Consider the following 14,007-nt stretch of genomic DNA (forward strand, 5'->3'; position numbering starts at 1 on the left):
AAGGCTATGCAAGCGCTCCTCCGACATGGAGACCATGCGCTTTGCAGCAGCCGGCCGCCTCCCTCCCGCAGCGAATCTGGGCGAACGCCTATGTGCTGCTGACGCTGACGACGCTGATGTGGGCCGGCAATGCGGTGGCGAGCCGGCTTGCCGTCGGCGAGATCGCGCCGATGACGCTGACCTCGCTGCGCTGGGCCTTCGTCTGCGCCATCATGCCCTATCTGTTCCGCCAGGGCCTGCGCGAGCACTGGCCCGTGCTCAGGGCGAACTGGCTCAAGGTGACGCTGCTCGGCGCCTTCGGTTTCACCGCCTTCAACACGTTGATGTACATCGCGGCCTATTCGACCACCGCAATCAATATCGGCATCTTGCAGGGCTCGATCCCGGTCTTTGTGCTGCTTGGCGCCTTCCTCGCCTTCCGCATGCCGATCGGCGGTTTGCAGGCGCTCGGCGTCACTGTGACCATCCTCGGCGTGCTGGTGACAGCGAGCCGCGGCGACTGGCACGTCCTGTCGCAGCTCAGCTTCGTGCCGGGTGACTTGTGGATGATGATCGCCTGCGTGCTTTATGCCGGTTACACCGTCGGCATCCGCACGCGCCCGCCCATGCCGGGGCTGATCTTCTTCACTGCGATGGCGATGGTCGCCTGTATCGTCTCGCTGCCGCTGCTCGGGGTCGAGATCGCTACCGGCAGGGCCTATTGGCCGACGACGAAGGGCTGGCTGATCCTGATCTTCGTCGTGATCGGCCCTTCGATCCTGTCGCAGCTTTTCTTCATCCGGGCGATCGAGCTGATCGGCCCGAGCCGCGCCGGCGTCTTCGTCAATCTCGTGCCGGTGTTCGCGCCGCTGCTCGCCGTGGCGATCCTCGGCGAGCAACTCGCGCTCTATCACGGGCTGGCGCTGGTGCTGGTGCTCGGCGGCATCTGGATCGCCGAGCGGAAAATCTGAGGCTCGGACCGAAACGTGGAATCCACTTTTCGGAAAAATCCGATGCTACAACAATGAGATGGATCGCCGTTATCGCGTCCTATTGGACGCGCGCTGATCTAGGGGGCGCTACTTGGCTGCGGCTACTTTGGCGCGACGAACCTTGGGCACCTTGACTGGTGCGTTCTTCGCGGCCGTGGCGGCGGCCTCAGCGTCCGCCGCCTCCTTGGCGAGCCGTAGTGCCCGCAACCTGGCTGTCTTTTCGGCGACAGCCTGCTGCTCGGTGCGCACGGCTTCGAGCGCACTCTCCGCTTCCTGGCGACGCTGCTCGCCCTTGGCGAAGTTGCGCTCCGCACGCAGCTTGGCTTGCTCGGCCGTGAGCCCCTTGGTTGCCATGGCTGCAGCTCCTCTGGTCTGGGTCAGGAAGCGACTGCTGTCGGGCGCGGCGGCCGGACCGGACGCGGCTTCGGCTTGGGAGCGGGGAGCAGGCCCTCGCGCTGCGCCTGCTTGCGAGCAAGCTTGCGGGCGCGGCGGATGGCGTCGGCCTTCTCGCGGACGCGCTTCTCAGAGGGCTTCTCATAGGCCGAGCGCCGCTTCATCTCGCGAAACACGCCTTCGCGCTGCATCTTCTTCTTCAGAACGCGCAGCGCCTGATCGACATTGTTGTCGCGGACGAGAACCTGCATTCGGACTTACCTCTTGTGTCGACTTCTCTTGGAAACAAAAAAGGGTCGGGTGATCCCGACCCTTCCTCAGCTATCCTGCGCGGAGCGGGTCTGGCGCCGGTACATCCACGGTCGCCTGCCCCTGATCTCTTATGCCGGATAGCGTATCAGCTCACTCGGCGCGGAGGTTGTCGGCCGACATCTTGCCCGAGCGCTTGTCCTGGACGAGCTCGTACGAGATCTTCTGACCGTCGCGCAGATCGCGCATGCCGGCGCGCTCGACGGCGCTGATGTGGACGAACACGTCCTGGCCGCCATCATCCGGCTGGATGAAGCCGAAACCCTTGGTGCCGTTGAACCATTTCACTGTGCCACTGGCCATAGTCGTATTCCTTCTTGCGGGTGGTAATTCACACGCAGCCGCATGCCACGCATGTTTTCGATTTGAGCAGGAAGGTCGTCAGCGGTGCGCAAAAGTCGCGCGGGGCCAATTCGTTCGGCCTAGATCGAGCGCTACAAATGGGGGCTTGCCCCTCATTTGTCAACGCAACTTTACCGTGTGCCGGCGGCGGCCTCTGACGAAACGCCGCCAGACAGGCAATCTAGCGCAGGCTCTCGACCGCCAAACGCGCCACCGCGGCATGGGCCGCCTCGCGCTCCTTTTCGCCGACCTGCGCGCCGGCGAGGTAGACCGCGACGGCGAAGCGGCGCCCGTCCGGCAGGGTGACGATGCCGATATCGTTGGTGGCGTGGTTGAGCCCGTCGGCGCTCGGTCCCAGGCCCGTCTTGTGGGCGAACCGCGCCCCGGCCGGCAGGCCGGCCTTGATCCGGTTCGGCCCGGTCTTGGCCTCCAGCATGATCTTGTCGAGCAGCGCGGCGTTTGCGGGATCGCGCAGCCAGGTGCCCTTGGCGAGGCCTTCCAGGAAGGCGATCGAGGCCTCGGGCGAAGCGGCGTCGCGCTTGTCGGTCAGCGTCGCCGCGAGGCGCTTCTTGCGCTCGGCCGCGGGAATGGCCTGGATCGCCTTGTAGAATTTGGCCGTGTCGATCGCCTGGTCCCAGCCATAGCCGGGCAGGCCGAGGATCTCGGGCTGGAAGACGCGCTCATAGCGATCGACCGAGATGCCGGTGACGCCGCCATCCTTCAGTATCGCGGTCAGCGCCTGCGGCCCGCCGATCAGTCGCAGCAGGAGGTCGGCGGCGGTGTTGTCGCTCTCGCCGGTCGAGCGGGCCAGAAGCTCGCGCAGCGGATAGTCGTTGCGCTCGCCCTTGAAGGCCTTGGCGAGCGGGCTGTGATAGAGCGAGAGATCGTTGCGGGTGACGGTGATCTTCTGGTCGAGCTTGAATTTGCCGGCCTCGACCGCCTGCAGCACGCCGATCGCGAGCGGCAGCTTGAACACGCTCTGCAGCGGGAAGGGCTCAGCCCCGCGATGCGACCAGCTCTTGCGATCCTTGAGGTCGATCAGTCCGACGCCGAGGCGACCCTTCGTACTCTGCTCGATCGCCTTGATGCCGCTGTCGAGCCTGGCCTTGTCCCAGTCGGCGAAGGCGGGCGAGGCGGCGAGGACGACAAGAGCAGCGGAGCAGGCGTAAGCGAAGGCGCGGCGGGTCGGCATGAAAAATCCCCTGTGGTGGCGCCACAGGGGAGGGTGATTGCGGCGCCGTTTGGGCGCGATGCGGGCGGCCTTCAGAACTTCAGCCTGCGCGCCCGCTTCACCATCGGGATCTCGTGGATCTTGGCGAGCAGTTCGTCCGAGATCGCCTCGTCGACGGCGACATAGCAGATCGCGTCGCCGCCCGGCTTGTCGCGGCCGAGATTGAAGGTCGCGACATTGACGCCGGCGGCGCCGAGCAGCGAGCCGAAAGCGCCGATGAAGCCCGGCTTGTCGGCATTGCGGACATAGAGCATGTGCGGCGCGAAATCGGCGTCGATGGCGATGTCGCGGATCTCGACGATGCGCGGCTTGCCGTCATGGAAGACCGTGCCCGAGGCATGGCGCGGCATGTCCTCGGCCTCGACGACGATGCGGATGACGCTTTCGAGATTGCCGGCGACCTCGCGGGTCAGCTCCTCGACGACGATGCCCTTCTCCTTCGCCACCATGGCCGAGTTGACCATGTTAATCTCGGGCAGGAACGGCCGCAGCACGCCGGTGATCGCCGCCGCCGAGATCGCCTTGAGATTGAGCGCCGCGACCGCGCCCTCGTACTCGATGCGGATGCCCTTGACCGGCGCCTCCGTCAGCTGGCCGAGGAAGGAGCCGAGCTTCTCGGCGAGATCGACGAAGGGCTTGATCCGCGGCGCCTCTTCCGCCGAGATCGACGGGAAGTTCACCGCATTGGTGATCGCGCCCTTGAGCAGGTAGTCGCTCATCTGCTCGGCGACCTGCAGCGCGACGTTCTCCTGCGCCTCATTGGTCGAGGCGCCGAGATGCGGGGTGCAGACGACGTTGTCGAGGCCGAACAGCGGGTTCGACTCCGCCGGCTCCTGCGAGAACACGTCGAAGGCGGCGCCGGCGACATGGCCGGACTTGATCAGCCCCGCCAGCGCCGTCTCATCGACCAGCCCGCCGCGGGCGCAGTTGATGATGCGCACGCCCTTCTTCGTCTTGGCGAGGTTCTCGGCCGAGAGGATGTTCTTGGTCATCGCCGTCATCGGCACATGCAGCGTGATGAAGTCGGCGCGCTTCAAAAGCTCGTCGAGCTCGACCTTTTCGACGCCGAGCTGCACCGCCCGCTCCGGCGAGAGATAGGGGTCGAAGGCGATGACGCGCATCTTCAGGCCGATGCCGCGCTCGGCGACGATCGATCCGATATTGCCGCAACCGATCAGGCCGAGCGTCTTGGCCGTGATCTCGACGCCCATGAAGCGGTTCTTCTCCCATTTTCCCGCTTGGGTAGAGAGATCTGCAGAAGGGATCTGCCGGGCGAGCGCGAACATCATGGCGATGGCATGCTCGGCGGTGGTGATCGAGTTGCCGAAAGGCGTGTTCATCACGATCACGCCGCGGCTGGTCGCGGCCGGGATCTCGACATTGTCGACGCCGATGCCGGCGCGGCCGATCACCTTCAGGTTCTTGGCGGCCTCCAGCAGCTTGGCGGTGACCTTGGTGGCCGAGCGGATGGCGAGGCCGTCATAGTCGCCGATCACAGCGGCGAGCTTGTCCTTGTCCTTGCCGAGGTTCGGATCGAAGGTCACGTCGATGCCGCGATCCCGAAAGATCTGCACGGCGGCGGGGGAGAGAGCGTCGGAAATCAGGACGCGGGGTTTGGTCATCGGGATGGCTCCGGCAGCGCGCCGCGAGGCGGTCGCGCGCATAGGGTTCAATGAAAAGCGCGGGTCGTTCCGGGCGACCGGAGGGAGACCCGGGACCCATTCCGGAACGGTTCCGGAATGGGTCCCGGATCGGCGCCGCTCACGCGGCTTGTCCGGGACGACTGCGCCTCATTCGAAAAAGAGATGGTCGGGTCAAGCCCGACCATGACGGCAAGCCTCAGGCCGCCTTCTTGCCCAGCGAAGCCTTCGCCTCGTTGAAGGCGTATGCGATCCACGGCAGCAGCGCCTTCACGTCGCGCGACTGCACGGTCGCGCCGCACCAGATGCGCAGGCCGGGAGGGGCGTCGCGGTAATGGCCGAGATCGTAGCCGGCACCGGCCTTCTCGATGATACCGACCACCTGCTTGGCGAAGGCCGCCTGCGCGTCGGCCGGCAGCGCCGTCACCGCCGGGTCGGTGAACCTGAGGCAGACCGAGGTGTTCGAGCGCGTCTTCGGCTTGACCGCGAGGAAGTCGATCCAGTCGTTCTCGCGCACGAACTTGGCGATGACGCGGGCATTGCCGTCGGCGCGCTTCACCAGCCCGTCGAGGCCGCCGACCTTCTTGGCCCAGGCGAGCGCATCGAGATAATCCTCGACCGCGAGCATGGACGGCGTGTTGATCGTCTCGCCGGCGAAGATGCCTTCGGAGAGCTTGCCGCCCGAGGTCATGCGGAAGATTTTTGGCAGCGGCCAGGCCGGCTTGTAGGTCAGGAGCCGCTCGACCGCGCGGGGCGAGAGCACGATCATGCCATGCGCGGCCTCGCCGCCGAGCACCTTCTGCCAGGAGAAGGTGACGACATCGAGCTTTGGCCAGTCGAGCTTCTGGGCGAAGGCGGCCGAGGTCGCGTCGCAGATCGTCAGCCCCTCGCGGTCATCGGCGATCCAGCTCGCGTCGACGACGCGCACGCCCGAAGTCGTGCCGTTCCAGGTGAAGACGACGTCGCGATTCCTGGTGTCGACCTTCTTCAGGTTCGGCAGCTCGCCATAGGGGGCGGTGAAGGTGCGCACATCCGCCAGCTTGAGCTGCTTGGCGACGTCGGTGACCCAACCCTCGCCAAAGCTTTCCCAGGCGACCATGTCGACGCCGCGGGCGCCTAAGAGCGACCACATCGCCATCTCGACGGCGCCGGTGTCGGAGGCCGGCACGATGCCGATGCGGTAATCGGCGGGAACCTGCAGCACCTCGCGGGTCAGGTCGATCGCGAGCTTGAGCTTGTCCTTGCCGACCTTGGCGCGGTGCGAGCGGCCGAGCGCTGCGTCACCAAGGGCCTTGAGGGTCCAGCCGGGGCGCTTGGCGCAGGGGCCGGACGAGAAATGCGGCACGCGCGGGCGCGCTGCCGGAATCGTATTCGCCATCGATGTCTCCATCCTTACAGATGGGCGCGCCGCGTTGGGGCGGCGTGTCCCGTCGATGGGCGTAGGATGGGAGGGGGAGGGGAGTCAAGCTAGCGCAGGAATATCCCTTTAATCTCGTCGAGCGAGCGCTCACAGACAAAATCGGGAACAACAGTTTTAGCTTCAACTGCGTAGTTCTTCTCACGATCTATATCTGATTGAGTCCAATGTGAAATCCTTACCAGCTTTTCGTACATCTCTCTATCCGTGTGTGTTCCATATTTCGCCCATACCGCAAAGCACCCGGCCCTCTTGGCCATCAAAATATCTTTAGATATGCTGTCTCCTACATATATAACCTTATCGATATTTACATTTTCGACGGACGCAATTTCGAGTAAAATCTTTGGATTTGGCTTCATCTCGTGCGATGGTATCTCAAATATCTTCGAGGCAATTTTGTATTTTTTTGTACCTGCGTAATTTGATGGAATAATACTTACTCCCTTCTCACGGCAGTATATCTTGCTAAATATTTCGCCGATGTTGAGTCGTTCTACGCGCCCCGCTGCAGCAAAAAATTTACTGTCGGTATACGCAATTATTTTAATATCAGAATCGGATAGATATCTAAGCGCCTCAATAGAGCCCGGAAATGGCTTTAGATTTGCTTTTCGAATACGATTAAATGCATGGAAAGCTTCGTCTAATAAAGTAAGAATCGTATCTTGCCCTTCGAGTTCGGCGCGCTCTTGAACAATTTTGGTTTCTAATAGGCTGAATGGATGCTCGACGTCCGCATGGCGTATATGAACTTGACGGAGCTGCTCCAATAGAGTGTCAAGATCGCAGTTTAGAATTTCCGCGGCAATGCGGGACATCTCATAAAAAGCCGGCAGGAAAGCCGAATACCAATCGTAAATGGTGTTGTCTAAGTCGCAGACGACAAGGGAAAATTTACTCATCGTGCTATAGGAATTTATTTCCAACAACAAATAGAAATATTGCTGAAGCAATTAATGACGATATCACAACCCAATAAAACCTGTTAATTTTTTGACCTGCATTCTTTTTATTGCTCCCATTGTAGCGGTATTGACCATTTTCCAGAGTTACTTTCGCGTCTGAGTTTCGGCTAAAATGTGATATTGCCTGCGTCATTCCTTTATTTAGGCCAAAAAGTTTTCTTAAATGAACTTCCTCCAAATCTTCTCCAAAGGCAACGGAACCTCTGAGCATCATGTGGTAAACGCCAAGATCAAGTAATTTGACAGCATAAACGGAAGCTGCGGCCGCAAGTATTATTAGAACGGCAACATGAAGCGTTATTTGATTTCCAAGAACAGTGATTTCAAAGGCGTATCTCGCTTCGCTTGTTGGGCGAGAGAAAAGAAAAATAGCTAAGCCGAGTGCGGCTGCGACAAACGTTAGACCAAGTTGGCGAGACTTAACGCTCATCTCGTTAAAATGCATTTGCGTGTCTACCGTCTTTGACCAGACAGCAATCAAGTTCTCTGAAAATTTACCTTCGCTATCAGGCTCTTTCGAGTCGTGGGGCATATCGGCCTCATCTTCAGAGCAAGAGAGAATCGTACGACTTTCATTCTCGTCAAATTCCCGCATGCTGCAACCGCGCGTTTGTACGGTACGGCTTCATCGTGCTGCGCTTCGCCAACCGGCAAGTGCTCGACGATCGCGACGCGGTGGTGGCGGCAATCAGGACGGCGTAGCGGGTTTAGGCGCGTGAACCGCGGGGAACCCTTCTCCCGTGTGGGAGAAGGGCAGGGATGAGGGCCTGCCCTCACCGCAGAGGACGCAGCGGCACCGTTGCGTTTCAGTAATCAGCGGCGGTCCCTCACCCCTGCCCCTCTCCCATCCGGGAGAGGGGTTCTGTCGCGGTTCCCACGCTCGATGGGGATGAACTGCAAACTTATCCCCGCCCTCCCAACCTCCCGTATGATCCGCCGCATCCCACCCCCGAGGGGCGGCCATCCGGAGGCATGTCGTTTGGCGGGTGGCGCCTGCGGGCGAGGGTTGCGCCTCGCTCCCGGGAGGCTTCGGGAGCCGCGGCGCAGAACCCCTCTCCCGGATGGGAGAGGGGCAGGGGTGAGGGCCCGCCGCTGATCATCTGAANGACGGAGCCGCTGCAGCCTTCTGCGGTGAGGGCAGGCCCTCATCCGGCGCTCCGCGCCACCTTCTCCCATCCGGGCGAAGGCAGGGTTGCGGTTCCGGTGCCCGACGATGCATCCTCACCCGATGACGACCGAGCAGCGCAGCTTCGCCCGCAGGCTGCGCCGGCGCGCGACGCCGGCCGAGGAGGTCGTGTGGCAACTGCTGCGCAACCGCAGGCTCGACGGTCTCAGGTTCCGGCGGCAGGTGCCGCTGCTCGGCTACACGGTCGACTTCGTCTGCATCGAACGCCGGCTGATCGTCGAGATCGATGGCGTCCAGCATGATCACGAGCGGGACTACGATGCGGCGCGGACGCAAGAGATCGAGCGGCATGGCTTCACCGTGCTGCGCTTCGCCAATCGGCAGGTGCTGGATGATCGCGATGCGGTGGTTGCGGCGATCAGGGCGGCGCTGCGGAATTAGGCGGGCGAACCGCGACGCAGAACCCCTCTCCCGGATGGGAGAGGGGCAGGGGTGAGGGCCCGCCGCTGATCATCTGAANAACGGAGCCGCTGCGACTTCTCTCGGATAGGGCAGGCCCTCATCCGGCGCTCCGCGCCACCTTCTCCCATCCGGGAGAAGGTTGGGTCGCGGTTCCCGGCGCCCGACAGGGATAGACCGGCAACTTATCCCCGCCCTCCCAACCTCCCGTATAATGCCGCACATCCATCCCCGAGGGGCGGCCATCCGGAGGCATGTCGTTTGGCGGGGTGGGTGCGGCGCCTGCGGCCGGGTTTGCACCCCGGACTCGGGAGGCTTCGGGAACCGACCTGGGGGTACTACGGCCCCTGCGCGAGGAGCTCGCTAGCTGGACGGCCCGCCGATGACACACCGCCCGAATGCCGACGCGACCACCCGATGAGGGGACTGGCGAAGGCGGCGGGCGGGATCGGCGGTACGTCCGAATGAAGCGCGGCCCGGAGCTTTAAAATCGCCGATGGCGGAGCGCCACGGGGCGTGCGGAGGGTGGNCGCGCCTCGCGGCGCTCCGCTGCCCCTCGATTGCGACAACGCCCGCGGGATGAGCCTGCGGGCGGGGAAACCTCATGCGTCATGCTCGGGTCAAGCCCGAGCATGACGCGCGTGTCGAAAGGAGCCCCCGATGCCCCGCAATCCCGACCACCGCGGCGCGACGAAAGAGGAATTCGAGCGCTTCCAGCGCGAGCGGCCGATCATGCTGCGCCAGATCGCGACGATCTGGGAGCTCTGGCGCATGTGCGGCCGCAAGGACTGCCGGCGGGCAAAAGCCTGCACCGGGCCGAATGGCGACCAGTGCGCCGGCGAGTTCATCTCGACCGCGCTCTCGGAGGAAGAGCGCGCGACCTTCCAGGAGGCGATCCGCCTGCGCAGCCAAGGTGCCGACGCCGACACGGCGTGGTGCGAGGCGGAGCGGAAGATCGCCGCGCACAAGGCGCAGATCGAGGCGGTTCCGGGGATGCGGGGCGAGCGCTTTGCCGGCAGGCTGCTATAAGCTCGCCCTCAATCGCGATTCACGGAAAACACAGACCATGGCCAGGAAGACTCCCGAACAGCTCGCCAAGGAATTCGAGGGCCGCAAGGCCAAGGGCCTCGCCAAGGGCGGCGCCGCCTTCTGGCCGAACGTGCTGTCGAATGCCGTGCTGAAGCTCGTTGCCGCCGGCGAGGTGCTCAGCGTCGAGGCCCTGATCGCCCGCATCGAGCAGGATTCCGGCTCTCACGACATCCAGGTCAAGGCCGGCGCCGACGAGGCGATCGCGCGGCTGCGGCAGGCGGTGGCGAAGGCGAGCTGAGCAGCTACTCTCCCATCGCGATCAGGCTCGCATTGCCGCCCGCCGCCGCGGTGTTGATCGTCACCGTCTGCTCGGTGGCGAAGCGGGGCAGATAGTTCGGGCCGCCGGCCTTGGGGCCGGTGCCCGACAGGCCGTGGCCGCCAAAGGGCTGCACGCCGACGACCGCGCCGATCATGTTGCGGTTGACATAGATATTGCCGGTCGAGAGCCGGTCGATGACCAGCTCGACCGTCGTCTCGATGCGCGAATGCAGGCCAAAGGTCAGGCCGTAGCCGGTCGCCTCGATCTCGGCGAGAACCTTGTCGAGCTGGCCCGCCTTCCAGCGCACGACATGCAGGACCGGGCCGAAATGCTCGGCGGTGAGGTCGGCGACCTTGTCGAGCCGGATGATGTGCGGGGCGACAAAGGTGCCGGGCAGCGCCGGCGTCTTGCCGGCGTAGGTCACGCGGCCGGCCGCGCTCATCGCGGCGATGTGGGCGTCGAGGCGCTCCTTGGCGGCCTGGTCGATCACCGGGCCGACATGGGTCTCGATCTCACGCGGGTCGCCCAGCGTGAGCTCGCTCGCGGCGCCCTCGATCATCTCGACCATCTTGTCGGCGACGTCCTCCTGCACGACGAGCAGGCGCAGCGCCGAGCAGCGCTGGCCGGCCGAGCGGAAGGCGGAAAGGACGACGTCGTCGGCGACCTGCTCGGCCAGCGCGGTGGCGTCGACGATCATGGCGTTGAGGCCGCCGGTCTCGGCGATCAGCGGGACGATCGGGCCGTCCTTGTTGGCGAGCGCCCGATTGATGGCGCGGGCGGTCGCGGTCGAACCGGTGAAGGCGACGCCGGCGACGTGCCTGTGGGCGACGAGGGCCGCGCCGAGCTTGCCGTCGCCGGGAGCGAAATGCAGCGCGGACTTGGGGATGCCGGCCTCATGGAGGAGGCGCACGGCGAGCGCGGCGATCAGCGGGGTCTGCGGCGCGGGCTTCGCGACGACGCTGTTGCCGGCGACCAGCGCAGCGGCGACCTGGCCGACGAAGATCGCGAGCGGGAAGTTCCAGGGCGCGATGCAGACAAACGGGCCGCGGCCGCGCAGGATCAGGCGGTTGTCCTCGCCGGTCGGGCCCGGCAGTGCGGTCGGCACGGCGAACTTGGCCTCGGCTTCGGCGGCGTAATAGCGCAGGAAGTCGACGGCTTCGCGCAGCTCGGCGATGGCGTCGTCCAGCGTCTTGCCAGCCTCGGACTGGAGCAGCGCCAGGATCGGCCCGCGGCGCGCTTCCATCAGGTCGGCGGCCTGGCGAAGGCTGGCGGCGCGGTTGCGGGCGGGCGTCGCGTTCCAGGTGTGGAAGCCGGCCCTGGCGGCGGCCATCGCCTTCTCGGCGCTGGCGGCATCGCCCTCGGTGACGCGGCCGACCGGCTTGCCGTCGATCGGCGAGAGCACGTCGCGGGTGGTGCCGGTGCCGGGCTTGCCGTCGATCAGCGGCACGGCGTCGGGCACGGGCTTCAGCGCAGCGGCGTGGATCTCGGCGAGCAGGGTCGCGAGGCTTTCCGCGTCGCCGAGCTCGACGCCGGCGGAGTTGCGGCGGGACGGTCCGAACAGCTCGGCCGGCAGCGGGATGCGGCGATGCCGCGCGGCGCTCGGCGTGCCGATCAGGTCGGCCGGCGGCACCAATAGCTGGGCTACCGGCACGTCCGGATCGCCGGAGACCGAGACGAAGGAGGAGTTGGCGCCGTTCTCGAGCAGGCGGCGGACGAGATAGGCGAGCAGGTCCTGGTGGCCGCCGACCGGCGCATAGGTGCGGCAGGCGAAACCGGAATCCTCCTGCAGCAGGCGCTCATACAGCGCTTCGCCCATGCCGTGCAGGCGCTGGAACTCGAAGTTCTCGGCGTTGCCGGCCATCTCGGCGACGGCTGCGACGGTCAGCGCGTTATGCGTGGCGAACTGCGGGATGATGCGCGGGCGCAAGGCGAGGAGCTGCTTTGCGCAGGCTTCGTAGTTCAGGTCGGTCATCGCCTTGCGGGTGAAGACCGGATAATCGGGCAGGCCGCGCTCCTGGGCGCGCTTCAGCTCGGTGTCCCAATAGGCGCCCTTGACCAGGCGGACCATCAGCCGGCGGTCATAGGTCTCGGCGAGGGCGGCGATGTGGTCGATCACCGCGGCGGCGCGCTTCTGATAGGCCTGGATGGCGAGGCCGAAACCGTCCCAGCCGGCGAGCGAGGCATCCGCCATCACGGCGGCGATGACGTCGAGCGAGAGCTCGAGACGGTCGGCCTCCTCGGCGTCGACGGTGAAGTTGAGGTCGTACTTCTTGGCCTGGCGGGCGAGCTCGATCACCTTTGGCGTCAGCTCGGCCAGCACGCGCTCGCGATTGGTCGCCTCGTAGCGCGGATGCAGCGCCGAGAGCTTGACCGAGATGCCGGGCCGGTTCGGCAGCTTGTCGTTGCCGGCCGAGCGGCCGATGGCGTCGATCGCGTCGGCATAAGAGGCATAGTAGCGGTCGGCGTCGGCCTGGGTGCGGGCGCCTTCGCCGAGCATGTCGAAGGAGTAGCGGTAGAGCTTGCCCGAGCCTGAACGGGCGCGCTTCAGCGCCTCCTCGATCGTCTGGCCGAGCACGAAATGATTGCCCATGACGCGCATCGCCTGGCGCGTCGCGGTGCGAACGGCCGGCACGCCGAGGCGCTTGGAGAGGCTGCCGATGATGCTGGTCGGGGTCTCGCCGGGCTGGATGATGCGGGCGGTGATGCCGAGCGCCCAGGACGAGGCCGAGATCAGGAAGGCGTCGGACTTGGATTCATGATGGGCGAAATCGCCCTGGCCGAGCTTGTCCTCGATCAGCCGGTCGGCGGTGGCGGCGTCGGGCACGCGCAGCAGCGCCTCGGCCAGCACCATCAGCGCGAGGCCTTCCTTGGTCGAGAGCGAATACTCGCGCAGCAACTCCTCGATGCCGCCGAGGCCGACCTTGCGGGTGCGGATCGCCTCGACCAGCGAGGTGGCGCGGGCATCGATCCTCGCCTTGGCGGCAGGCTCGCGCCGGCCGCCGGAGAGCAGGCGACCGGCGATCGCGGCGTCGTCCTCGGCATAGGGCGCGTGGAAGACGGGCGCAGTGTCGGCGGCAGGTCGCGGGGCAAAGGCTGCCATGAAGAGGGCTCCGGGTCTGGGCGGCGGGATGATCTGCAGAATCATCGCAAGCAAGCTGGATATCAATGGAGATTTCAGCGAGTGTGCCGTGATTAATCCTGTAGGACTTTTAGATGGCAGAGAATAATCCGGTTCTTGATCGGACCGACCGGCGCCTGCTCGCTCTGCTCCAGAACGACGGTCGTGCCGCCGGCGTCGAGCTGGCGGAGAAGGTCGGCCTGTCGCCGACCGCGACGGGCGAACGGCTGAAGCGGCTGGCGCGCGAAGGCTTCATCACCGGCTACCGCGCCACGCTCGATCCGGTGAAGCTGGGCCTGCACCTCCTGGTCTTCGTCGAGGTCTATCTCGACAAGACGACGCCGGACGCCTTCGAGCGCTTCGCCGCGGCGGTGAAGCGGGCGCCGGAGGTGCTGGAATGCCATATGGTCGCCGGCGGCTTCGACTATCTGGTCAAGACCCGTGTCGCCGATATGGGCGCCTATCGTCGTTTCCTCGGGGAGGTACTGCTGGCGCTGCCGGCGGTGCGCGAGACGCGGACCTATGCGGTGATGGAGGAGGTCAAGACCGACGGGGCGCTGCCGCTGTGACCGAAGCGGCACTGCCGCAGAAAAACGTAACCATTTCCGCGATTTCGCCGCGATCTCGCCCTGTTGGCGCTTGACCTGCCGGCTAGGGAGGTCTTGGTTGCGAGGCAACTTCGATT

The 14,007-nt window shown here is 64.9% G+C and carries 14 protein-coding genes; 5 read left to right on the forward strand and 9 right to left on the reverse strand.

What is annotated here, in order from left to right; genetic code table 11:
• Window positions 1-41: 41 nt before the first annotated feature.
• Window positions 42-950, forward strand: coding sequence for a DMT family transporter (locus ASE66_RS22010; protein WP_057191825.1), 909 nt, complete (start codon window positions 42-44; stop codon window positions 948-950).
• Between the two features lie 108 nt (window positions 951-1,058).
• Here the strand turns inward: ASE66_RS22010 and ASE66_RS22015 are convergent, their stop codons facing one another.
• The 8 genes from ASE66_RS22015 to ASE66_RS32200 all read right to left on the reverse strand — a co-directional run bounded on the left by ASE66_RS22015 (window position 1,059) and on the right by ASE66_RS32200 (window position 7,866).
• Window positions 1,059-1,325, reverse strand: a complete 267-nt coding sequence (locus tag ASE66_RS22015; RefSeq protein WP_057191827.1) for a hypothetical protein — start codon at window positions 1,323-1,325, stop codon at window positions 1,059-1,061.
• 23 nt (window positions 1,326-1,348) lie between these two features.
• Window positions 1,349-1,615, reverse strand: a complete 267-nt coding sequence (gene rpsU / locus ASE66_RS22020) for a 30S ribosomal protein S21 (protein WP_057191829.1) — start codon at window positions 1,613-1,615, stop codon at window positions 1,349-1,351.
• 151 nt (window positions 1,616-1,766) lie between these two features.
• The gene (locus tag ASE66_RS22025) at window positions 1,767-1,976 is read right to left on the reverse strand and encodes a cold-shock protein (protein ID WP_057191831.1); all 210 of its coding nucleotides are present in this window, start codon (window positions 1,974-1,976) and stop codon (window positions 1,767-1,769) included.
• A 220-nt stretch (window positions 1,977-2,196) separates the two neighbouring features.
• Complete coding sequence (gene bla, locus ASE66_RS22030; protein ID WP_057191832.1) at window positions 2,197-3,207, reverse strand: class A beta-lactamase; 1,011 nt, start codon at window positions 3,205-3,207, stop codon at window positions 2,197-2,199.
• A 71-nt stretch (window positions 3,208-3,278) separates the two neighbouring features.
• Window positions 3,279-4,868: a phosphoglycerate dehydrogenase gene (gene serA / locus ASE66_RS22035; protein WP_057191960.1), complete on the reverse strand. Its 1,590-nt coding sequence runs from the start codon at window positions 4,866-4,868 to the stop codon at window positions 3,279-3,281.
• Between the two features lie 217 nt (window positions 4,869-5,085).
• Window positions 5,086-6,264 carry a phosphoserine transaminase gene (locus ASE66_RS22040; RefSeq protein WP_057191834.1) on the reverse strand — a complete coding sequence of 393 codons (1,179 nt, stop codon included), beginning with the start codon at window positions 6,262-6,264 and terminating at the stop codon, window positions 5,086-5,088.
• A gap of 89 nt (window positions 6,265-6,353) precedes the next feature.
• Window positions 6,354-7,208 carry an HAD family hydrolase gene (locus ASE66_RS31505; RefSeq protein ID WP_082613636.1) on the reverse strand — a complete coding sequence of 285 codons (855 nt, stop codon included), beginning with the start codon at window positions 7,206-7,208 and terminating at the stop codon, window positions 6,354-6,356.
• 4 nt (window positions 7,209-7,212) lie between these two features.
• Window positions 7,213-7,866 (reverse strand): hypothetical protein, encoded by a 654-nt coding sequence (locus tag ASE66_RS32200; RefSeq protein WP_156412265.1) that lies wholly within the window; start codon window positions 7,864-7,866, stop codon window positions 7,213-7,215.
• Between the two features lie 633 nt (window positions 7,867-8,499).
• Here ASE66_RS32200 and ASE66_RS22045 point away from each other — a divergent pair.
• The 3 genes from ASE66_RS22045 to ASE66_RS22055 all read left to right on the forward strand — a co-directional run bounded on the left by ASE66_RS22045 (window position 8,500) and on the right by ASE66_RS22055 (window position 10,183).
• The gene (locus ASE66_RS22045; RefSeq protein WP_057191835.1) at window positions 8,500-8,838 is read left to right on the forward strand and encodes an endonuclease domain-containing protein; all 339 of its coding nucleotides are present in this window, start codon (window positions 8,500-8,502) and stop codon (window positions 8,836-8,838) included.
• A 678-nt stretch (window positions 8,839-9,516) separates the two neighbouring features.
• Complete coding sequence (locus tag ASE66_RS22050; RefSeq protein ID WP_057191837.1) at window positions 9,517-9,885, forward strand: hypothetical protein; 369 nt, start codon at window positions 9,517-9,519, stop codon at window positions 9,883-9,885.
• Between the two features lie 37 nt (window positions 9,886-9,922).
• Window positions 9,923-10,183, forward strand: a complete 261-nt coding sequence (locus ASE66_RS22055) for a hypothetical protein (protein ID WP_057191839.1) — start codon at window positions 9,923-9,925, stop codon at window positions 10,181-10,183.
• Window positions 10,184-10,187: 4 nt separating this feature from the next.
• Here the strand turns inward: ASE66_RS22055 and putA are convergent, their stop codons facing one another.
• Window positions 10,188-13,304: a bifunctional proline dehydrogenase/L-glutamate gamma-semialdehyde dehydrogenase PutA gene (gene putA / locus ASE66_RS22060; RefSeq protein WP_057191961.1), complete on the reverse strand. Its 3,117-nt coding sequence runs from the start codon at window positions 13,302-13,304 to the stop codon at window positions 10,188-10,190.
• Window positions 13,305-13,417: 113 nt separating this feature from the next.
• Here putA and ASE66_RS22065 point away from each other — a divergent pair, with 113 nt between their 5' ends.
• Window positions 13,418-13,891, forward strand: a complete 474-nt coding sequence (locus ASE66_RS22065) for an Lrp/AsnC ligand binding domain-containing protein (RefSeq protein WP_057191841.1) — start codon at window positions 13,418-13,420, stop codon at window positions 13,889-13,891.
• The last annotated feature ends 116 nt before the right edge of the window (window positions 13,892-14,007 follow it).

Origin of the sequence: Allobosea sp. Root483D1, assembly GCF_001429505.1 — a bacterium.
In the GTDB taxonomy this organism is placed as follows: domain Bacteria; phylum Pseudomonadota; class Alphaproteobacteria; order Rhizobiales; family Beijerinckiaceae; genus Allobosea.